Raw genomic sequence first — 19754 nt, 5'->3', positions numbered from 1 at the left:
GAGCACGCAGATCTACCGCACCCGTGGCCCCAGCTTACCGGTCGGGCGTGTTCAACGGACACAACCCGTACGACAAGCGGGCCCGGGGCGGCCGGTATCGACCGCCCCGTCGGGATTACCACTCCCCGAACGACCGGTCAGGCACCGGGAACGGATGGTCCGTCCACGTAGAGCCCGGCCGCCGGTTCCGCGTAGCTGACGCTGGCCAGGCGCTGGTCGGCGAAGGTCAGCGACGTCACGCTGGCGAGATTGCACTCACGCCGGTCCGGTCGATGCCACAGTCGCTTGCCCTCCGACGCCCGACGGGCCATCCAGATCGGCAGCTGGTGGCTGACGCACACCGCCTCACGCCCCCAGGCGGACCGACGGACGGCCTTGATCACGTCGACCATCCGATCGACGACCTGTCGGTAAGGCTCGCCCCAGGACGGCTGGAACGGGTTGTAGAGCCGCTTCAGCACCTGTGGGTCACGGGCCGAGGCCGCGGAGAGCGACATCCCCTCGAACTTGTTGGCCGCCTCGATGAGCCGATCGTCCAAGGTCACCGGCAGGTCGAACGCCTTCTGCAACGGGATCGCGGTCTCCTGGGTGCGATCCAGCGGCGAGGAGTACAGGGCCGCGATGTCATGCCCCTCGAACCAATCGGCGGCGACCTCCGCCATCCGCTGCCCCCGGTCGCTCAGGTGGTAGTCGGGCAAGCGTCCGTAGAGGACCTTGTCGGGGTTGTACACCTCACCGTGGCGAAGCAGGTGGACGACGGTGGTCGTGGTCATCGTGGGTGTCTTTCTGTCCGGGGACCGGGGGCTAGCTCTGGGCCTTGGCTGCGGCTTGAGCGGCCTTCGGCAGAGCGGAGACCACCTGGTCGATGGCGGCCTCGTCGTGCGCGGCCGAGAAGAACCATGCCTCGAACGCGGCCGGAGGCAGGTACACGCCCTGTTCGAGCATGGCGTGGAAGAACGCCGCGAACACCTTGGTGTCGGTGGCCCGAGCGGTGTCGAAGTCGCTGACGTCCTGGTCGGTGAAGAAGACCGTGAACAGGTTGCCGCCGTTCTGGACCCGGTGGGTGACCCCGGCGGCGCCGAGCGCCTTGGAGACCTCCGACCGGACCTGGGCAGAGACCCGGTTGATGTGTTCGTAGACCGCCGGGGTCGCGCCGCGCAGGGTGGCGAGGCCGGCCGCGGTGGCCAGCGGGTTCCCGGACAGAGTGCCCGCCTGGTAGACGGGACCGTTCGGGGCCAGCCGGTCCATGATGTCGGCGCGTCCACCGAAGGCCGCGGCGGGCAGTCCACCGCCCATGACCTTGCCGAACGTCACCAGGTCGCCGGCGACCTCCTCCAGGCCGTACCAACCGGAGGCGCTGGCCCGGAAGCCGGTGAGGACCTCGTCGAGGATCAGCAGGGCGCCGTTGGCGTGCGCGATCTCCTTGAGACGGGCGTTGAACCCGTCCCGGGGCGGGACCACGCCCATGTTCGCCGGGCAGGCCTCGGCGATCACGCAGGCGATCTCGTCGCCGTGCTCGGCGAAGGCGCGTTCGACGGCTTCGACGTCGTTGTAGGGCAACACGATGGTGTCCGCGGCGCTGGCGCCGGTGACACCCGGGGAGTCGGGGAGCGAGAAGGTGGCCAGACCGGAACCGGCGGCGGCCAGGAGGGCGTCGACGTGGCCGTGGTAGTTACCGGCGAACTTGACGACCTTGCCGCGTCCGGTGAAACCGCGGGCGAGGCGGATCGCGGACATGGTCGCCTCGGTCCCGGAGTTGACCAGGCGGACCTTCTCGACGGTGGTGCGTTCGACGATGAGCTCGGCGAGCTCGACCTCGCCGGGTGTCGGGGCACCGTAGGAGGTGCCGGCCGACACCTGTCCGTGAAGGGCCTCCACCACGGAGGGGGCGGCGTGGCCGAGGATGAGCGGCCCCCAGGAGCAGACGAGGTCGACGTATCGGCGACCGTCGGAGTCCGTGAGGTAGGGGCCCTCGCCCTTGACGAAGAACGGCGGGGTGCCGCCGACGGCGCCGAAAGCGCGGACGGGCGAGTTCACACCGCCGGGGACGACGGCGGTCGCCCGCTGGAAGAGCTCTGCGGAAGTCTGTTGAGTACCCACCTCACCAGTGTGTCAGCTGTCCCCTCCAGCGTGACCGTGACCCACCCCGCACTCACTCCCGCAGGAGAGCCCGTACGAGTCGATGGACGTCGGTGCTGGGATCCGAGCCTGCGGGCAGACGCTCGGCGCGTTCCAGGGCATCCTGGATTCCGGGTGCGAAATCGTCGAACCTGGTGCGCCCCTTACCCCAGCCGGGAAGCAGAGATTTGAGTGCTTTCTCGGCTTTGGCCCCGGTCATGAGCACGGCGCGCTGATCGGTGACGTGAAGGAGGAGCCAGGTCTCAAATGTGGGAGTGGAGGGTGCGGTCCGGATACCGTCGCGTCGCGCTTGGTCGCAGAGGACGGTGACATCGGTGCCGTCGGTGTCGAATACCGCCCAGACCTCGGTGTAGTCGTCACGTTCGGCCTCCCTGGCGGCGCGGAGCACTCGCTCCTTCTGAGGGTGCTTGGCCTGACGGACGTGCATGGTGTGGACCCGGACACCAGGGTGCCCGCGCATGGAGTCGAAGTAGCGCTTCTCCGTCTCTCCCTCACAGACAACGAGGTAGACACTCCGTTCCTCACGACGCGAGCCACGGCGTTCGAGAGCGCTCTCCCGCTCTCGCTTGGCACGTTTACTCACTCGCGATCGACCTCGGCTTCGAAGCTCTCCTCCTTTTGCGCCCTACGGTGGAGGGCCATCAGGAAGAGTTCGTCATCGACATCGGGAACGGCTCCATAACGACCGGTGAGGTAACGACGGGCCCGGTTGTCGTCGCCTCGGGGTTTGAAGTCACTCAGCGGGTAGAGAGTGGTCCGGCCTTGGGCGTCCTTCTCGACGAACCAGATGTGGTCACGCCTGAGAACCTCCTCACCACGGATCCGGCCGAGCAGTGTCGCGTCGTGGCTGGTGAAGATCAGCTGTGCACCGTGGGGGTTCTGCTCCTCGTCCTGGAAGAGGGAGATCACTCGTGCCGATAGGTACGGGTGCAGACTCGCGTCGATCTCGTCCACCACGAGGACACCGCCGGTTTCGAGGACGCGCTGAGCCTCGTAGCCGAGTGCGGTGAGAGTCCGAGTTCCCTTGGATTCTTCATCCCAGGAAAGAGGTCGTGCGGAATCTCCCTCGCCATGATGGAAGCAGAGTTCCGATGACGTGGATCGCTTGTTCCTTCTCAGCCGCTCGGTGGTCGCCAGCCAAGCATGGGTCTTCCCTGATCCCGTTGGGGAATACATGACCACACTCTCGGGATGGCCGCTCGTGGTCTCTATGTCAAGAAATTTCACCAGTTCTCCGAGTCCAGACTCACTGACCACGAAGGAAGCCGAGCCATCCTTCAACTCAACAGAACGGACCCCTGTACCTGCTGACCGCAGCAACTCACCCAGACCGGCCATCTGTTCTTCGGACACTTGCTGGTTCCTCAGCCAACCAGGGGGTCCGGAGCTCCGTTCCTCAGCGAAGACCAGATGTTCAGAGAACCACTGGTAGATCTGCTCCACGTCTTCATTGGCGGCTCGTGCCGCAACGGTGAGGAACAGCACGTTGGGTCCGGTGATGTCCTTGACCTGACGGAGTCTGGCCGGAGCACTGTCGCCGAACACGAACTCCTCGCCCTCACGCTCGAACAGGACTCGTTTGCGACGCCTCGGATAGGCGTACAACCACTCCTCGACCACGCGCTCGTCGTCGATGGCGAATCCGTAGGTGTGACGGACCCCGGAGAGCATCAAATCGACAACGAAGGCGGAGGGTTCGGCCCTCGATACGGCGTCGAGCGCGAAGGGCTCGCGTGCGATACCGCTTCCGGGTTCTGAACGGCTCATCGACCAGCGGACAGTGTCCCGCATGAAGTCGAGAGCGTGCAGCAGATTGGACTTCCCCGAGGCGTTGGCCCCGAAAATACCCGCGACGGTGGCAGCCTCCCAGTCGGCATTCTCCGGCACCCCGTCCTCGTAAGTAGGGGTAAGAAGCAGCTGTTGTTCGTCAAGGATGGACTTGTGGTTCTCCACGCGGAAACTCAGCAACATGGAGCTTCACTCCCCTCATAACGGGCGATCTCACCGCAGATTTCGCGGATAAACCACGCACCCCTGAGTGTGCCATAGGGCCATGGCCATGAACCGGAGTCCACAGGGTGTGGACAGACGTGTGCCCTGCTCCGAGGGGACGGGGCAGGGCACACGGGTCGGGGGCTACGACTTGGCGTGCGAGTCCGACTGGATGGCCTCGTGTTCGGGGCCGGGGGACGGGGCCTTGGCGCGTAGGAGGGGGCGCAGCGCTTCGGTCTCGACGAGCCTGTCGACGACGAAGGTCATCGGGCGGGCCGCCAGGAGGGAGACCAGGGTGGCGACGATGGCGCCGACCAGCAGGCCGACCGTGACGTCGTGCGGGTAGTGGGCGCCGACGAAGACCCGGGAGAAGGCCTCCAGGACGGCGAACAGGACGGCGGCGACGGCGAAGCGACGCCAGGCGACGATGATCGCGGCCGCGGCGGCGCCGGCGATGGCGGCGTGGTTGCTGGGGAACGACCAATCGCCGATGGGGTCACAGGTGGCGATGACGCTGAGGTCGGTCATGGCCTGGCAGGGCCGAAGCTGTTGGAAGAACGACTTGATCGTCACGCTGGCGCAGTAGGCGATGACGGTCGCGACCGGGGCGAAGAGCGCCAGGCCCACCCGGCGCGAGTCCACGGACCGGGCTTTCCACCAGGCCATGAGGAACAGGAGCGCGAAGACACCGAGGAACAGGTCGGTGCCCATCTCGGCCGCGGACTGCATCCAGGGGTCGAGTCCGGCGGCGAACTCGATCACGGATCGCGACCAGGCAGCGCTGATGGCGAAGATCTCGGAGACCATCTCTCTCCATTGGGGTCGTACGGGGGAGAAGAGTCGCTCGTGCAGCAGGGGGAGGCTGGGCGACGTTCCGGTGACGGAACTCCCACGGTCGAATGACGGGAAGCCCTCATCCTGTCATCAACCGGAAGTCCGCAGAGCCGTCCTGTGCGGAAAACCGACGAATGCGCACGCTCAGGCCCTTCGCCGAAGGAGACACGCGGCCCCGCCGAAGGAACCGGGCACTACCGATGAGTAATTTGGACGGGCCCATCCGTCTCTCCCACCCACCGGAGCTGTCATGGCCACGAACTTCACCACGGCGGACCTGATCGACGACCACGGCGACACGCTGCGCAGCTGCGCCACGCAGTTCCGTCGCTACGGCGGCCACGACGTGTTCTCCGGGCCGATCCGCACCGTGCGCTGCCACGAGGACAACGGTCTGGTCAAGCAGGTCCTCAACTCCCCGGGCGAGGGCGCCGTCCTGGTCGTCGACGGGAACGGCTCACTGCGCAGCGCCCTGATGGGCGACATGATCGCGGAGTCCGCCGTGCGCAACGGCTGGGCCGGGGTGGTCATCAACGGCGTCGTCCGCGACACCGTCGCCCTCGGGAAGCTGGAGTTGGGCGTGAAGGCGCTGGGCTCCAACCCGCGCAAGTCCCTGAAGGACGCGGCCGGGCGGCTGGACGTCCCGGTGACCTTCGGCGACGTCACGTTCGTCCCCGGCGAGTGGCTCTACAGCGACCACGACGGCATCGTCGTCAACGAGACACAGATCTGAGACGAATCAGACATGAACGACGGGGGCCCATAAAGACCCCCGTCGTTCACTTGTCCACCCGAATCAGACCTCTCGGGCACCGGTCCGGTTCAAAGCCAGGAAGAGTGCCCCCGCGGTGAGCACGACGGTGGTCGCGACCGCGGGGAAGAGGTCGGTGAGCGGCGCGCCCGCCGCGGGGAGCACCACCCCTTGGAGCAGGGCGCCGGGTGCCCACTCGGCGAGGAACGGCAGGCTCCCGACCCCCGCGCACACCACCAGCACCAGGACGGCGATGCCGACCACGGCGAGCGCGTTGCGGGTGAGGGACGACGCCAGCGCCACCACGGCGACCACGAAGACCATGTACACCCCGCCCATGAGAGCACCGAGCATGACCGCCGACAGCGGCGGTCCATCGAAGAGCAGCGCGGTGAACGCCCAGGCCACGAGCGCCCCCACCAGGTGCGCGAGGACGGCCGCGAGTGCGGGCAGGGCGACCCGGGGCGTGATCAGGCGCGCCGTCCCGGGCACCCGTGACCGGTAGAAGAGGGAGCGGCCCGGGCTGGAGTCCATCGTCAAGGCCATGGCCGCCACCAGCACCACGAGCAGCACCCCCAAGGGCGCGACCAGTTCGATGTGGGATCCCAGGGCGTCGCCGGCCGTCATCGCCGGGATCTCCAGATCCATCGCCGCCAACTCGCCCTCGGGGTCGGCCAGCCGGAGCAGGTCCTCCATGGAGTAGGCGAGCAGGGGACCGACCGCACCGAAGGCGGTGAAGGCCAGGAGCAGCAGGAGCAGGGTGTGCGTGCGCAGCAGCCGGGTGGCTTCGAGGCGGTAGAGGGCGCCGTTCATCGATCCGTCCTGTTCGTGAGGGAGAGGAACACCGACTCCAGGTCCTCCTGGTGTCCGTGGAGGGCCACCAGCGGTACGTCGTGCTCGACGAGGGCTCGGGGGATCCCCGACTCGCCCGCGGCGGCGTCGACGGCTTCCAAGAGCACGCAGTCCTCCTCGACCGCGCTCGCCCGGGTGACCCAGTCCTCGGCGGCGAGGAGCTCGGCGAGACGGTCGGCCCGCCCACGGATCCGCAGGTACCAGGCGTTGGGGCGTCCCTGGTCGGCGATGTCGGCCACCGGCCCTTGGTGGACCACACGTCCCCCCACGAGCACCGCGACGTCGTCGCACACCCGCTGGACGTCCCCGAGCAGATGACTGGCCAGGATGATCGTGCATTCTCGCCGCAGGTCGGTGATGAGGTCGAGGACGTCGACCCGACCCCGGGGGTCGAGTCCGGAGGCGGGTTCGTCGAGGATGAGCACGTCGGGTCGGCAGACCAACCCGGCAGCCAACCCCAGTCGTTGACGCATACCCCGGGAGAACCTCCCGTTGCGGCGGTCGGCGGCTTCCGCCAGCCCCACCCGTTCCAGGGCCCCGGCGACCTCGGCCGGTCCGGCGGGCGCCCCGACCATGCGAGCGCTGAGCTCGACCACCTCGGCGGCGGTCAGCCAGGGTTCGAAGTCGGGTACGTCGGGGCAGAACAGGACCCGTTGCGCGCGAGAACGCACCCTCCCGCTCGCCGGGGCACGTGTCCCGGCGAGAATCGACAGCAACGTGGTCTTTCCGGCGCCGTTCGGGCCGACCACCCCGAAGACCCGACCGCGGCGAACGGAGAGGTCGACGTCGAAGATCCCGGTATTCTCCCCGTATGACCGAGTGAGTTCCTCGACACCGATCATTTCGTCAGTACTCACGAGCCACTCCTCGCATCGTTCTGCCGGATTCCCCGCCGACCCGGACCTCGAAAAACAGGGCCCACCTGCCTTTCCCTGGTTTCTGATTCCATCTTTCGCAAACCTTTCCAGGATCTTGTATTCGTGTACCGGGAAAAGGTATAAGGGCAGACGTGAATCCCGCATCGACCCACGGACATGGGGTGGTCACGTGTTCTCCCGACTTCGGGACGTGCCGGAGGTCATGGTGGCGGACATGCCGAGTTCATGACCTTCCCAGCGCTCCCGCCGACCATTCCCCGGTTATCCTCGGAAAATGACGAATTCCGACGCGCTGCCCGACCTCTCCGCGTGGGTGGCCCTCCGCGGAAACCGTCCTCCGCGAGCGTTGAATCTGCTCTTCTGGATGGCGGTCCTCACCACCATGTTCATGTTCGGGGTCGGCTTCCTCACCGGTGGCGTGGCGGAGCTTCGGGAGACGGACCCCCTGATCATCGGCTACGTGGTCGCCAGCGCGGTGGGCCTGGTCCTGTCCTGTGCCCTATGGCCGTTCCTGCCCTGGAGCCCGCGGACCTCGTGGGCGGGCCGGACCGCCACCGTGTTCTTCCTCCTGTTGAGCCTGGGCACGATGTTCATCAGCAACCACACGACCTTCCTTCTGGTGTGCGTGGCGGCGATGAACGCCGTGGCCGTCTTCGGCCTCGCCGGACTGCTCGGTTACGCGGTACTCCTCATCGTGTTCTCGATGACGGCCATCGTTCTCCCCGGAATGCCCCTGCTGGTCGGGGTGGCCTTGGCGACCGGCCTGACCATGCTCGCCCTGCTGTCCGGGTCGGTGTACGTGGCGCTCTCGGTCGCCGCACGGCGGGCCGAACACACCCGGGAACTCCTCGACGAATTGGAGCGGGCCCACGAGGAACTGCGCGGTCACGCCGACCGCGTACGGGAGCTGACCGTGGCCGAGGAACGGGCCCGCATGTCCAGGGAGATGCACGACAGCACCGGGCACTATCTCACCGCCCTGGCCATGTCGCTGTCCAACGCACTACGTTTCCGTACCGCCCGCCCCGAGGACGCCTGGACCGAAGTGGAGCAGGCCCGTGAACTGGCTCGTGAGGCGCTCACCGACACCCGACGTTGGGTGCGCGCCCTGCGCCCGCTCCGGTTGGAGGGGCGCGCCGGAACGGCCGCCATGCGCGCGATGACGGAGTCCTTCTCCGGGGGCGGGGTGCGCATCGACTTCACCGAGACCGGCGACTGGCCCCACCTGCCCGAAGAGGCCGAGCTGGTCTGTTACCGCACGCTCCAGGAGGGGCTGACCAACGCGATGCGCCACTCGGGCGCGGACCGGATCGAGGTGGAGGTCACGGCCGCCCCCGAGGGTGTGTCGGTGACGGTGACCGACAACGGCGCCGGGGCCGGCGACGACGCCCTGCGTTCCGGCTTCGGGCTACGAGGACTGTGTGAGCGGGTGTCGGCGGCGGCGGGCTCGGTGACCATCGACAGCCCGACCGACGGTGGTTTCCGGCTCCGGGTGGAGGTGCCCTCCGAACCCGGGGCGGCCGGCCGCCCCGCTACTGTGGCCGCCGGGGGTGGCGTGTGAACACGGTGTCCGTGCTGGTCGTGGACGACCAGATCCTGTTGCGGCAGGGGCTGCGCAAGCTGTTGGAGATCGAGGAGGGCATCGAGGTCGTCGGGGAGGCCTCCGACGGGATCGAGACCCTGGAGTTCCTGGCCACCTCGCCACCGCCGAAGGTGGCCCTGGTGGACGCCAGGATGCCGCGCATGGACGGCATGGAACTGATCACCAGGATGCGCGCGGAACATCCCGGGGTGCCCGCGCTCGTGCTCACCACCTTCGACGACGACGAACTCGTGCTGGGCTGCCTGCGCGCCGGCGCCCGCGGTTACCTGCTCAAGGACGTACCGCCCGAGGAGCTGGTGGCGGCCATCCACCGTGTGGCCGCCGGAGAGACCGTCCTGGGCGGACCGGCCGCCGAACGTCTGGTCTCCGCGCTGAACTCGTCCACTCCCCCGGAACCCGAACGGGACGTTCCCACGACGCTGTCCGAACGGGAGTGGGACGTGGCGCGGCTGGTGGGCGAGGGCGACACCAACCGGGAAATCGCCCGCGCCCTGTTCATCACCGAGGGCACGGCCAAGAACCACGTCACCAGCATCCTGCGCAAGTTGGAGTTGCGCGACCGTACGGCTCTGGCCCTCTGGGTCGGCCGCGGCGAGGGATGACGCGGGTCAGGCCCCGGAGAACTCCTCGCTGGCGTCGGCCAGGATGTCCAGTACGGCGATGGGGTCGGGAAGGACCACGGAGCCCTCGGCGTCACGCGGGGTGCGGATCCAGGTGACGCGACCACCCGAGGTGAGCACGGAGGGGGCGCCGAGCACGAAGCTGTCCCGACAGTGCCAGCGCAGGCCCGGCATCTCCTCCACGGCCTCGGGGACACAGTCCAGGTGGCACGACCACCACTCGTCCTCGTCCATCGGGGAGCGGGTGGCCACGAAGAACAGGTAGCGCGAGTCCAGGGCGGCGACCGGACCGGCGGGCACACCCCGGCGTCCCATCCTCGCCAGGGCCATCACACCGGCCTCGCGGGGCACGTCCAGCACGTCGAAGACCCGACCGGTCGGCAGCACCACGTTCGCGTTCGGGTCGGCGGTCCACCAGCGGCGGATCGTGTCGCAGTCGGTGGTGGCCTCCACACCCCAGGCCGCGTTGGTCGGATGCGCGGCCGGGTCGGGACAGCCCATGCGATCACAGGTACAGGCCCGCTCCTGCCCCGGAGCGGCGCCCCGGACCACGGGCCAGCCCAGTTCGGCGTAGCGCAACGCCGACTCCAGCATGCTGTCCGTGGCGTGGCGACGCTTCCGGCGGTACAACACATCGGCCATCTGAGCTCCCCGGTCGACTTCGGTGCGGGCGCGGCCGGTTCGATGTGGCCCGGTCCCCGGCGGCCGCGACCGGGGCGAGGGCCTTGTGCGTGTCAGCGCAGTAGGTGTGCCGCCTCGGTGGCCCAGTACGTGAGGATCTGCTCGGCCCCCGCACGCCGGTAGGAGGTCAGGGTCTCCAGGATCGCCCGTTCCCGGTCGATCCAGCCCTTCTCCGCCGCTGCCTCGATCATGGCGTACTCGCCACTGACCTGGTAGGCCGACACGGGTACCGGCGCGGACTCCGCGACTTTGGCCACCACGTCGAGGTAGGCCAGCCCCGGTTTGACCATCACCATGTCGGCGCCCTCGGCGACGTCCAGGGCGACTTCCCGCAACGCCTCTCGGACGTTTCCAGGGTCCTGCTGGTAGCCGGAGCGGTCTCCGAACTGCGGGGCCCCCTCGGCGGCCTCCCGGAAGGGCCCGTAGAACACCGACGCGTACTTGGCGGCGTAGGCCAGGATCGGTACGCGCGCGTGGCCCGCCCGGTCCAGGCCGTCCCGGATCGCCGCGACCTGGCCGTCCATCATGCCGCTGGGAGCGACCACGGCGGCGCCCGCCTCCGCCTGGGCGACGGCGATGGACGCGTACCGCTCCAGGGTGAGGTCGTTGTTCACGTGCCCGTCGGTCTCCAGCGAGCCGCAGTGGCCGTGGTCGGTGTACTCGCACAGGCACAGGTCGGCCATGACGACGATGTCGTCACCGACCTCGGCGGCCAGGTCGCGCAGGGCCACCTGCACCACACCGTCCGGGTCGTCGGCCTGCGAACCGACGGAGTCCTTGTGTTCGGGGATGCCGAACAGCATCAACCCACCGACCCCGGCCTCCACGGCCTCGTGCGCGGCCTTGCGCAGGCTGTCCTTGGTGTGCTGCACCTGCCCGGGCATCGAGGAGATCGCCACCGGTTCGGTGAGCCCCTCCTTGACGAACATGGGCAGGATGAGGTTCTCCGGCAGCACCCGGGTCTCCGAGACCAGGCGACGCAGCGCCTGCCCTCGGCGCAGGCGGCGTGGCCGGGCGACGGGGAACGCGGCGTCGTGGTCACCGAAGGACATGGGGAACTCCCGGGTCGTGGGACGGAAGAGGTGTCGTGGGTCTACGCGGGCTCAGAGCTTGCGACGGCGGCCGCGACGCTTCTGGCTCGGCTTGAGGACGGGCTTGCCGGCGTCGATCGCCTCTTGGCGCTTGGCCGCACCGTACTCCGAAAGTGCCTCCACCAGGGCCGAAACCGAGGCCTTCGGGGCCACGACGTCGACACGCAGGCCGAACTCGATGGCGGTCTGCTCGGTCTCGCGGCCGATCACCGCGATGGCGGTGGTGTTGTGCGGCTTGCCGGCGATACCCACCAGGTTGCGGACCGTGGAGGAGGACGTGAAGAGCACGGCGTCGAAGCCACCGCCCTTGATGGCCTCACGGATCGGCTGGGGCGGGGGCGCGGCGCGCACGGTGCGGTAGGCCGTGACGTCGTCGACCTCCCAGCCGAGGTCGGTGAGACCGGCGAAGAGGACCTCGGTCGCGATGTCGGCGCGCGGCAGCAGGACCCGCTCGATGGGGTCGATCTCGGCGTCGTAGGGCGGCCACACCGACACCAGGCCCTTGCTGGACTGGACGTCCTCCGGCGGTGCCAGGTCGGGCTCGATGCCGAAGTCGCGAACGGCCTGCGCGGTGGCGTCGCCGACCACGGCGACCTTGACCCCGGCGAAGGCGCGAGCGTCCAAGCCGTAGGACTCCAGCCGCTCGCGAATGGCCTTGACCGCGTTGACGGACGTGAAGGCGACCCACTGGTAGCGGCCGGTGACCAGGCCGCGCACGGCCCGCTCCATCTGTTGCGGGGTGCGGGGCGGCTCCACCGAGATGGTGGGTACCTCCTCCGGCACGGCGCCGTGGTTGTGGAGCTGCTCGGACAGGGACGCGGCCTGTTCCTTGGTGCGGGGCACCAGGACGCGCCATCCGAACAGCGGCCGGGTCTCGTACCAGGACAGTTCGGCCTGGCGGGCGACCGGGGAACCGACGATCATCAGCGCGGGCGCGGTGACGTGGTGGTTCTTGGCGTCGGTGGACTTGAGTTCGGCGACCAGCCGGGCCAGCGTGGAGGTCACAGTGGTCTGTCTGGTGGTCCCGCCGGCACGGACGACGGCGACGGGGGTGGTGGCCGGACGGCCACCGGCGATGAGGGTCTTGCACAGCACGTCGAACCCGGGACCCTGGTGTTCGGGCGCCTCGCCCAGGGGAGCGTCGGCGCCGAGGATCACCAGCGGCGCGTCACCGGCCGCCGCGTCCTGCCAGTCGACCTCCTTGCCGCCGTGCGGGCGGGCGTGCAGGATGCGGACCTCGGGAACGCCCTCCCCCATCAGCGAGATTCCGCCGAAGGTGGGCACGGAGGTGATCGAGGAGACGCCGGGTACGACCTCGACCTCGATGTCGGCCTCCTTGCAGGCGACGACGAGCTCGGCTCCTCGGCAACCGAAGAACGGGTCGCCCGAGTACAGGCGCACGACCCGCTGTCCCTCACGGGCGCGGGTCAGCACCAGGGTGTCGATGTCGCCGCCGCACTCGGCGGCCTCCACCACGGACACGTCCTCACGGCAGTGGACGAGCAGGTTCCGCCGGAAGACGTCCAGCTCCTCCCCCGCTGTCTCACGCGGGGGGATGACCACGTCGGCACGGCCCAGCAGCTCGGCGCCGCGCAGCGTCAGCAGCTCGGCCCCTCCCGGGCCGGAGCCGACCAGGGATACATGACCCGGCTCGCGCGTGCTGCGACGCGGTTCCTCCGGTCGGGGGTTGGCGTTGGCGTTCACGTACTCGCTCCTCATGTGTGGGTCGCCCGCCTCCCGGGGTGCGGTCTCCGGGGCGATTGCGGGAGAGGCGACCCGCGCGGGTCTTCTCCGACAGCGGCCGGCGCTGCCCGGGTGGTCTTCAGTGCCGCGTCAGCCGAGGTCCACCCCGTCGCGACGCGGCACTAGGAGTTGTCCCTCTCTGCGAAGGCCTCCGCGACGATGCGGTCGGCGCCCTCGGCGATCATCTGTCGGGCCAGGTCGCGGCCGAGCGCGACCGCGGTGTCGAGGTCCTCCGGGGAGGAGATGTCCACGGTGCGCTCTCGGTGGACGGCGGTGGCGCCGTTGGTGGCGACCACGGCCGCTCGCAACCGCAGGCGGCCCTCGGTGTACTCGGCGAAGGCGCCGACCGGGGCCGCGCATCCGGCTTCCAGTTCGGACAACACGATGCGTTCGGCGACGACCTCGGCGCGGGTGGGCGCGTGGTCGACGGCGGACAGGTAGGAGAGGTCGCCTTCGGCGCGTTCTGTGGAGCACTCCACGGCCAGGGCGCCCTGGCCCGGCGCCGGCAGCATCTGCTCGGGTTCGAAGACGTCGGTGACGGCCTCACGTCGGCCCACGCGTCCCAGTCCGGCGTAGGCCAGGATCACGGCGTCGAGTTCACCGGAGGAGACCTTGCCCAGACGGGTCTCGGCGTTGCCCCGGATGGGCACGTAGACCAGGTCGGGGCGCAGCGCGGCCAGCATGGCGACGCGGCGCGGCGAACCGGTGCCGATCTTGGACCCGGCCGGCAGCTCCTCGAACTTCAGCCCGTCGCGGGCGCACAGGGCGTCGCGCGGGTCGTCGCGTTCGGGGATGGCCGCGAGCACGAGCCCGTCGGCGGGGGTCGTGGGCAGGTCCTTGAGCGAGTGCACCGCGAAGTCGATGCTGCCCGCGACCAGTTCGTCGCGCAGCGCGTTGACGAACACCCCGGTGCCGCCGAGCTGGGTCAAGTGGGCCTTGGTGACGTCACCGAAGCTGGTGATGAGTTCCAACTCGATTGCCTGGCCGGTCCGCTCGGTGATCGTGTCGGCGACGATCCGGGACTGGCTCGTGGCCATGGTGCTGCGACGGGTCCCGAGCTTGGCGGGTGTGGCGTTCATGCCTTCTCCTGTGCGGTCCGCGCGGTGTCGGGCCGTCCGGTGTCGGCCGTCGTCCGCGGGGCGCGCGGTGTCTGTGCGGTCTGTGTGTCGAGGTCGAACAGCCGGCGCAGCGCGGTCTCGTAGGACTCCCCGTCAGGGGACGCGGCCAGTTCCTTGACCCTCACGGTGGGGCGGTGGAGCAGTTTGTCGGCGACACGGCGCATGGCGCGGCCGATCTCCTCGCGGGTGCGGTCGTCGAGGTCGTCGGGCAGCCGTCCGTTCAGACGGGAGAGCTCGGCCTCGACGACGTCACGTGCCTGGGAGCGCAGGGCGACGACGGTGGGTGCGACCTGGTCGGCGCGGCGCACCGCCCGGAACTGGTCGACCTCCTCGTCGACGATCCCGCGCACGAGCTCCAGGGCGCTGGAGCGGCCGGGGTCGTCGTCGGTGTCGTCGGTGGAGGCCGCCTGGCGCAGGTCTTCGATGTCGATGAGACGGATGTCGTCCTGCACGCGCACGGCGGGGTCGATGTCGCGGGGCAGCGCCAGGTCGAGGAAGACCAGGGGCCGGACGCGACCCTCCGTGGCGGCGGCCACCTCGTCGGCGGTGAGGACGAATCCCTGGGCGCCGGTGCAGGAGATGACGAGGTCGACGTCGGCGAGGGCGTCGACGGCGTCCGCGAACGGAACGGTGCGCGCGTCGACGGTGTCGTAGGCCTCGTTGAGGCACTCGGCGAGGCGGGCGGCGCGCTCGTGGGTGCGGTTGGCGACGATGACCGTCCGGGCGCCCTGACGGGCGACGGTGTTGGCGGACAGCGCGCTCATGGAACCCGCGCCCAGGACCAGCACGCTGGTGCCGGTGAGCGGGCCGGAGGGCAGCACGGCGCTGAGGGTGCGCGGCGCCTCCTCGCTCGTGTCGGAGGTGCCCTGTCCGGACATGGGGCAGCCCGCGGGCGGGGTGACGGCGGAGACAGGCACGTCGGGTCTGGGGGTCACCGCGAGGTCGCGGGTGGCGACGCTGAGTCCGAACGCGACCATGTCGGCGCCTGCGTGGTCGAGGTGGGTCTCGGTGTGGGCGCGCTTGCCCACGCGCAGGGCGCGCTGCCCGAGGTCGTTGAGGACCCGGCCGACGGTTCCGGTTTCCTGTCCGTCCTTGAGGGCGTTACGGACCTGGCCGAGGATCTGCCCCTCGCCGACGACCATGGAGTCGAGGCCGCAGGTGACGGAGAACAAGTGCTGGACGGCGCGGTCGTCGTAGTGCACGTACATGTGCTCGGAGAGTTCGCCCAGGCTCACGCCGGTGTGCCAGGACAGCAGTTCGGTGATGGCCGCGACCCCACCGTGGTAGCCCTCGACGTCGGCGTAGATCTCCGTGCGATTGCAGGTGGAGACGACCATGGCCTCGTTGATCGCGTCGGAAACGACCATCTCCCCGACCGCCTTGCTTCGCGTCTGTCCGTTCAACGCGACACGTTCGAGTAGCGCCACCGGCGAACTCCGGTGGCTCAACCCCACGGCCAGGACACTCATCCGCACTCCTATGCAGGCACCAACGCAGGCTTTATGCCTCTCCATGTTCGGGTAGGACCGAAGACCCCCGCCATCAGCCCCCCGAAACGCGGCGTACGCTCGCTCTTCGCCACCGCCAGTACGGGTCCGAAAGACCCTGTGTCTATGTCACTTCCAGCCCTGCCCGTTCCGCGCCACGGCCGTCGCCGTCGGCCCTTCGCTGCGCGTGGAAGGCGAGGATCTGGAGTTCGATGGACAAGTCGACCTTACGCACATCGACCCCGTCCGGCACATTCAGCACGACGGGAGCGAAGTTGAGGATGCTGCTCACTCCCGCTTCAACGAAGCGGCCGGCCACACCCTGTGCGGAACCGGCCGGGGTGGCGATGACTCCGATCGACACACCCTTGTCCCGAACAACATCCTCCAGGTTGTCAATATGCCTCACGTCCAGGGAAGCGACCGTCCGTCCGACCACTTCCGGGTCCGCGTCGAGCAGTGCCGCGATCCGGAACCCGCGGGTGCCGAACCCCCCATAGTTGGCCAGTGCGCGCCCCAGGTTGCCTATTCCGACGATGGCCACGGACCAGTCCTGGGTGAGACCAAGTTCACGCGAGATCTGGTACACGAGGTACTCGACTTCGTACCCGACCCCGCGCGTTCCATAAGACCCGAGGTGCGACAGATCCTTGCGGAGCTTCGCCGAGTTCACGCCCGCGGCTCCGGCCAAGTCCTCGGAGGACACGGTGGCGGTACCGCGGTCCTGGAGTGCCTGCAGAGCTCGCAGGTAGACCGGGAGTCGGGCGACGGTGGCGTCCGGGATGCCCCTCTCCCGGGGGCGAGGCGGGCGACTGATCACAGGCGGGCGCTCCTGGGGGAGGTCGGTTCGGGCGGGGTTGCGGGTCGCGCCCGTCCCTGGCCGTCGGCCACCGGATCCGTGCGCTTCCCCCGACCTACGTGATGTTCTGGGTCCCCAGATTACGCGCTTGTGAAAGCACGCACAAAGTGGGGTGGCGTGTGACGCCCGTCGAAGGAGTTCACACAAATCAACCGCCTCGCGAACGTCTCGAAAACGGAGATCACGACCTCCGCATTCCGGGCGGACGAAAATGTGCATCGCCCCCATTCGGGACATCCGAGGGGCGATGGGGACGAACGACACCGGTGCGCGAAAGAGCGCGGGAGGAGATTCATGGACCGCGGGTGGAAGCGGTTCAGCCGGAGAGCGCCGAACGCAACCGTCCCTCCGAGACCCGCCAGAAGTCATGCCGACGACCGTCCACGAAGGTCACCGGGATCTTGTCCCAGTACTCCTCCCGATCGGCCGCCGACACCGCGTCCAAGGACTCCTCCGCCCGATCCACCCCGAGCTCGTCCGTCACACCGGTGATCACCGACCACGCGTCCTCGCACAGGTGGCATCCCTGCCTACCCAGCATCACCACGCGCGCCTTCCCCGCCCAGTCCGGGGTTTCCGTCATGTTCCGCTCCACTCCCTCGCGCACTTTCCGACCCCTCACCCACCGGCGAAGGGCGGTAGGACCTCGATCACAGTCCCGTCCGTGACCGACACCTCACCATGCGCCCTCTTGCCCACCGGACGTTCGTCCACCAGGAGCGACGAAGACCCGAGCACGCGCTGGAAGCGATCGTCCGGGTGCAACCGACGCGCCGCGTCGAGGGCGGTTTCCAGCGTGTCCGCATCGAGCGTGTCCTCGGCCGTTCCGGCCGCGTCCTTCGCCGACGCCCAGTACCTGATAGTGCACTTCGCCATCTGTTGATTATCCTTGGTGTTGCTCGGAGGCGACGTATTGAACAAATCTCCACCGGGGGCAATGGCGCCTTCGATCGCCCGCCACGCGCGGGCCGACGAGAAGAGACGCATGAGCCATCTGCTGTTACTGACGAACTCGAACGAACCGTCCGACCACGTCCTGCCCGCTCTCGGGCTCCTTCTGCACTCGGTGCGGGTGGCACCCGCCGAAGCCGGCGCCCTTCTCGCCTCGGGTGCGACCGGCGGATCGAGTGCCCCCGTCGACGCCATTCTCGTCGACGCCCGCACCGACCTCGCGGCGGCCCGCAACTTCTGTCGGCTGCTCGACACCACCAGGCTGGACTCTCCGCTACTGGTCGTGCTCACCGAAGGGGGTGTCGCCGCGCTCACCCCGGACTGGCAGGTCGACGACTTCGTCCTGGCCGGCGCGGGACCCGCCGAGGTGGAGGCCCGCCTGCGCCTGGCCGTCGGCGCCGCCGAGGCCGCGAGCGATGACCCGGACGAGATCCGCCGCGGTGACCTGGTCATCGACGAGGCCACCTACATCGCTCGACTCCGCGGCCGCATCCTCGACCTCACCTTCAAGGAGTTCGAGCTGCTCAAGTTCCTAGCGCAGCACCCCGGCCGGGTGTTCACCAGGGCCCAGCTGCTCCAAGAGGTGTGGGGCTACGACTACTTCGGCGGCACCCGCACCATCGACGTCCACGTGCGTCGACTGCGCGCCAAGCTCGGCTCGGAGTACGAGTCGCTGATCGGCACCGTCCGCAACGTCGGCTACCGGTTCGTTCCGGACACCGCGAACCGGTCGGTCGCGGCACCGGCCGCCCCGGACACCCCCGCGGAGGCCGCCGAGCTGCCCGCGGCCCGCTCGGCGGAGGCCGGGGCCGGGTAGGGGCCGACGGCTTCGTCCCGGGGCGTCCGCGTTGATCCGTAGGCGTCCCGGAGCGGTGTCCGGAGCCGTGTCCGGAGCCGTTGACCTCGACGGACGGAACACGTTCGAGGCCGGCGGTGAATCAGGTGTCGTGGGGGGCTCGAACTCAACGGGCACAGAACATAGGATCTATGCGCACCCGGCGGGTCACGACTGGCGCGGCGGAACCCCTGGGCGCGGACCGAGTCGCACTGGCGCGCCACCGCAAGGAGTGAGATCGCACCGATGCCCGTCCCCGCCGCGACAGCCCCCGCATGCCCTTCCTTCCTTCGAAGAACCCCCGCGATGTTCGGCGCCGTCTTCATCGGCTCCACGCTGGTCCTCACCGCGGCCCCCGCCGTAGCGGCGCCGGCCGATGTGGTGCTCACCTTCAACAACCCGTCGGTCCCGGTCGAACTCGGGGAACCCCTCACCCCCAACACACTCGCGGTGACCAACAACGGTGATCTCAAAGCGTGCTTGCTCGGGTTGGATATCGACGAGCCCGCAAAGCCCGCCTTCAAGCTGGAGGGTTTCGAGGCGTCCGACCTGCTCAGAGATACGAGCCTTCCCGCCATCGGTGTCGTCACCGGGGTTCCGCGTGAAAGCACCGATGTCACCGCGACCCTGACCTACGCGCTCGCCGATGAGGAAGGTCTCTGCGCCCCGGACGCTCCGACCGAGACCACCTCCGCCACCTGGTCGATCGAGGTCACCGAGCCCGAGCCGAGTCCCACGCCCACGCCGACTCCCACCCCCACCGAGGAGCCCTCGGAGACCCCGACCGGGGAACCGACGGAGACCCCCACCAACTCCCCGACTCCGAGACCCACTCCCACCTCCACTCCGACCCAGAGCGAGACCCCCACCGGCGCCCCCACCCAGGACGACGACGAGGACTCCGCTTCCTCTCCCCCCGCCCGGTCCACGTCCCCGCAGACGACCTCGCCGAACACCCCCGACCGCACGCCGCCACGGAGCGACGTGCCGACGAGCGGGGCGGACATCCCCGATCTGCCACGCGGTGAGGCCGATCTTCCCGAGCTTCCGCCGGGGTCGGCCGAGGACCTGGCGGAACTCCCGTTGGTCACCCCGTCGTCCGATGACGAGGACACCGAGACCGAGATCGCCGCGGACCACAGCGACATGGGGCCGTCCGTCACTCCGGCGATCCTGCTCGCCGCCTTCCTGTTGGCCCTTCTGCTGGCCGCCCCGCTGGCGCCCACCCGCAGGGTCCGACTGGCCGTCAGCGGCGGCTACCAGGGCAAGCGCCGTAGGAACTGAGGGATGGTCACGACACACCGACCGCCCCCATCCCGT

20 protein-coding genes are annotated in these 19754 nt (G+C 69.1%); 5 read left to right on the top strand and 15 right to left on the bottom strand.

Annotation, left to right across the window (positions count from 1 at the left end; translation table 11 throughout):
• Nucleotides 1–137: 137 nt before the first annotated feature.
• From BQ8420_RS30535 to BQ8420_RS30515, 5 genes are all read right to left on the bottom strand, one after another.
• Nucleotides 138–773: a histidine phosphatase family protein gene (locus BQ8420_RS30535; RefSeq protein WP_087103901.1), complete on the bottom strand. Its 636-nt coding sequence runs from the start codon at nt 771–773 to the stop codon at nt 138–140.
• A gap of 31 nt (nt 774–804) precedes the next feature.
• The gene (gene hemL / locus BQ8420_RS30530) at nt 805–2100 is read right to left on the bottom strand and encodes a glutamate-1-semialdehyde 2,1-aminomutase (RefSeq protein ID WP_087103899.1); all 1296 of its coding nucleotides are present in this window, start codon (nt 2098–2100) and stop codon (nt 805–807) included.
• A 52-nt stretch (nt 2101–2152) separates the two neighbouring features.
• A complete protein-coding gene (locus BQ8420_RS30525; protein WP_087103897.1) occupies nt 2153–2722 on the bottom strand; it encodes an RloB family protein in 570 nt (189 codons plus the stop codon).
• A complete protein-coding gene (locus BQ8420_RS30520; RefSeq protein ID WP_087103895.1) occupies nt 2719–4110 on the bottom strand; it encodes an ATP/GTP-binding protein in 1392 nt (463 codons plus the stop codon). The genes BQ8420_RS30525 and BQ8420_RS30520 overlap by 4 nt, the downstream gene beginning before the upstream one ends.
• Nucleotides 4111–4275: 165 nt before the next feature.
• Complete coding sequence (locus tag BQ8420_RS30515) at nt 4276–4938, bottom strand: phosphatase PAP2 family protein (protein WP_087103893.1); 663 nt, start codon at nt 4936–4938, stop codon at nt 4276–4278.
• 277 nt (nt 4939–5215) lie between these two features.
• Here BQ8420_RS30515 and rraA point away from each other — a divergent pair, with 277 nt between their 5' ends.
• Nucleotides 5216–5698, top strand: coding sequence for a ribonuclease E activity regulator RraA (rraA, locus tag BQ8420_RS30510; protein WP_087103890.1), 483 nt, complete (start codon nt 5216–5218; stop codon nt 5696–5698).
• A 63-nt stretch (nt 5699–5761) separates the two neighbouring features.
• Here rraA and BQ8420_RS30505 read toward each other — a convergent pair whose 3' ends face one another.
• The gene (locus BQ8420_RS30505; RefSeq protein WP_087103888.1) at nt 5762–6529 is read right to left on the bottom strand and encodes an ABC transporter; all 768 of its coding nucleotides are present in this window, start codon (nt 6527–6529) and stop codon (nt 5762–5764) included.
• Entirely contained in the window at nt 6526–7425 is a 900-nt protein-coding gene (locus BQ8420_RS30500; protein WP_235006578.1) for an ABC transporter ATP-binding protein, read from the bottom strand. The genes BQ8420_RS30505 and BQ8420_RS30500 overlap by 4 nt, the downstream gene beginning before the upstream one ends.
• A gap of 295 nt (nt 7426–7720) precedes the next feature.
• On the opposite strand from BQ8420_RS30500, the gene BQ8420_RS30495 reads away from it, so the two are divergent.
• Together BQ8420_RS30495 and BQ8420_RS30490 are read left to right on the top strand one after the other, a co-directional pair.
• Entirely contained in the window at nt 7721–9007 is a 1287-nt protein-coding gene (locus tag BQ8420_RS30495) for a sensor histidine kinase (RefSeq protein ID WP_087103884.1), read from the top strand.
• Nucleotides 9004–9651, top strand: coding sequence for a response regulator transcription factor (locus BQ8420_RS30490; protein ID WP_087103882.1), 648 nt, complete (start codon nt 9004–9006; stop codon nt 9649–9651). The genes BQ8420_RS30495 and BQ8420_RS30490 overlap by 4 nt, the downstream gene beginning before the upstream one ends.
• 6 nt (nt 9652–9657) lie before the next feature.
• Here BQ8420_RS30490 and BQ8420_RS30485 read toward each other — a convergent pair whose 3' ends face one another.
• The 8 genes from BQ8420_RS30485 to BQ8420_RS30450 form a co-directional block, all read right to left on the bottom strand.
• Nucleotides 9658–10311: a bifunctional DNA primase/polymerase gene (locus BQ8420_RS30485; protein ID WP_235006577.1), complete on the bottom strand. Its 654-nt coding sequence runs from the start codon at nt 10309–10311 to the stop codon at nt 9658–9660.
• Nucleotides 10312–10403: 92 nt separating this feature from the next.
• Nucleotides 10404–11402 carry a porphobilinogen synthase gene (hemB, locus tag BQ8420_RS30480; protein WP_087103880.1) on the bottom strand — a complete coding sequence of 333 codons (999 nt, stop codon included), beginning with the start codon at nt 11400–11402 and terminating at the stop codon, nt 10404–10406.
• 51 nt (nt 11403–11453) lie between these two features.
• Complete coding sequence (locus tag BQ8420_RS30475; RefSeq protein ID WP_087103878.1) at nt 11454–13145, bottom strand: uroporphyrinogen-III synthase; 1692 nt, start codon at nt 13143–13145, stop codon at nt 11454–11456.
• Between the two features lie 161 nt (nt 13146–13306).
• Nucleotides 13307–14263, bottom strand: coding sequence for a hydroxymethylbilane synthase (gene hemC / locus BQ8420_RS30470; RefSeq protein ID WP_087103877.1), 957 nt, complete (start codon nt 14261–14263; stop codon nt 13307–13309).
• Nucleotides 14260–15771, bottom strand: a complete 1512-nt coding sequence (locus BQ8420_RS30465) for a glutamyl-tRNA reductase (protein ID WP_087103875.1) — start codon at nt 15769–15771, stop codon at nt 14260–14262. The genes hemC and BQ8420_RS30465 overlap by 4 nt, the downstream gene beginning before the upstream one ends.
• Before the next feature lie 142 nt (nt 15772–15913).
• Nucleotides 15914–16609, bottom strand: a complete 696-nt coding sequence (locus BQ8420_RS30460; RefSeq protein WP_087103873.1) for a redox-sensing transcriptional repressor Rex — start codon at nt 16607–16609, stop codon at nt 15914–15916.
• Between the two features lie 355 nt (nt 16610–16964).
• The gene (locus BQ8420_RS30455) at nt 16965–17231 is read right to left on the bottom strand and encodes a glutaredoxin family protein (protein ID WP_087103871.1); all 267 of its coding nucleotides are present in this window, start codon (nt 17229–17231) and stop codon (nt 16965–16967) included.
• 35 nt (nt 17232–17266) lie between these two features.
• Nucleotides 17267–17524, bottom strand: a complete 258-nt coding sequence (locus BQ8420_RS30450; RefSeq protein ID WP_087103869.1) for a MoaD/ThiS family protein — start codon at nt 17522–17524, stop codon at nt 17267–17269.
• A 109-nt stretch (nt 17525–17633) separates the two neighbouring features.
• Between BQ8420_RS30450 and BQ8420_RS30445 the strand changes: the two genes are divergently transcribed.
• Entirely contained in the window at nt 17634–18416 is a 783-nt protein-coding gene (locus BQ8420_RS30445; RefSeq protein WP_087104013.1) for a response regulator transcription factor, read from the top strand.
• A 324-nt stretch (nt 18417–18740) separates the two neighbouring features.
• Nucleotides 18741–19718, top strand: coding sequence for a hypothetical protein (locus BQ8420_RS30440; RefSeq protein ID WP_087103867.1), 978 nt, complete (start codon nt 18741–18743; stop codon nt 19716–19718).
• The last annotated feature ends 36 nt before the right edge of the window (nt 19719–19754 follow it).

The organism is Nocardiopsis sp. JB363 (assembly GCF_900143625.1).
In the GTDB taxonomy this organism is placed as follows: Bacteria; Actinomycetota; Actinomycetes; order Streptosporangiales; family Streptosporangiaceae; genus Nocardiopsis.
This window is presented reverse-complemented; position numbering and strand designations above follow the sequence as displayed.

Excerpts from the sequence above, each read along its gene's own strand:
- BQ8420_RS30535 (WP_087103901.1), bottom strand. The coding sequence starts at position 773 with ATGACCACGACCACCGTCGTCCACCTGCTTCGCCACGGTGAGGTGTAC.
- BQ8420_RS30520 (WP_087103895.1), bottom strand. The coding sequence starts at position 4,110 with ATGTTGCTGAGTTTCCGCGTGGAGAACCACAAGTCCATCCTTGACGAA.
- BQ8420_RS30515 (WP_087103893.1), bottom strand. The coding sequence starts at position 4,938 with ATGGTCTCCGAGATCTTCGCCATCAGCGCTGCCTGGTCGCGATCCGTG.
- rraA (WP_087103890.1), top strand. The coding sequence starts at position 5,216 with ATGGCCACGAACTTCACCACGGCGGACCTGATCGACGACCACGGCGAC.
- BQ8420_RS30505 (WP_087103888.1), bottom strand. The coding sequence starts at position 6,529 with ATGAACGGCGCCCTCTACCGCCTCGAAGCCACCCGGCTGCTGCGCACG.
- BQ8420_RS30495 (WP_087103884.1), top strand. The coding sequence starts at position 7,721 with ATGACGAATTCCGACGCGCTGCCCGACCTCTCCGCGTGGGTGGCCCTC.
- BQ8420_RS30485 (WP_235006577.1), bottom strand. The coding sequence starts at position 10,311 with ATGGCCGATGTGTTGTACCGCCGGAAGCGTCGCCACGCCACGGACAGC.
- hemB (WP_087103880.1), bottom strand. The coding sequence starts at position 11,402 with ATGTCCTTCGGTGACCACGACGCCGCGTTCCCCGTCGCCCGGCCACGC.
- hemC (WP_087103877.1), bottom strand. The coding sequence starts at position 14,263 with ATGAACGCCACACCCGCCAAGCTCGGGACCCGTCGCAGCACCATGGCC.
- BQ8420_RS30465 (WP_087103875.1), bottom strand. The coding sequence starts at position 15,771 with ATGAGTGTCCTGGCCGTGGGGTTGAGCCACCGGAGTTCGCCGGTGGCG.
- BQ8420_RS30455 (WP_087103871.1), bottom strand. The coding sequence starts at position 17,231 with ATGACGGAAACCCCGGACTGGGCGGGGAAGGCGCGCGTGGTGATGCTG.
- BQ8420_RS30450 (WP_087103869.1), bottom strand. The coding sequence starts at position 17,524 with ATGGCGAAGTGCACTATCAGGTACTGGGCGTCGGCGAAGGACGCGGCC.
- BQ8420_RS30445 (WP_087104013.1), top strand. The coding sequence starts at position 17,634 with ATGAGCCATCTGCTGTTACTGACGAACTCGAACGAACCGTCCGACCAC.
- BQ8420_RS30440 (WP_087103867.1), top strand. The coding sequence starts at position 18,741 with ATGTTCGGCGCCGTCTTCATCGGCTCCACGCTGGTCCTCACCGCGGCC.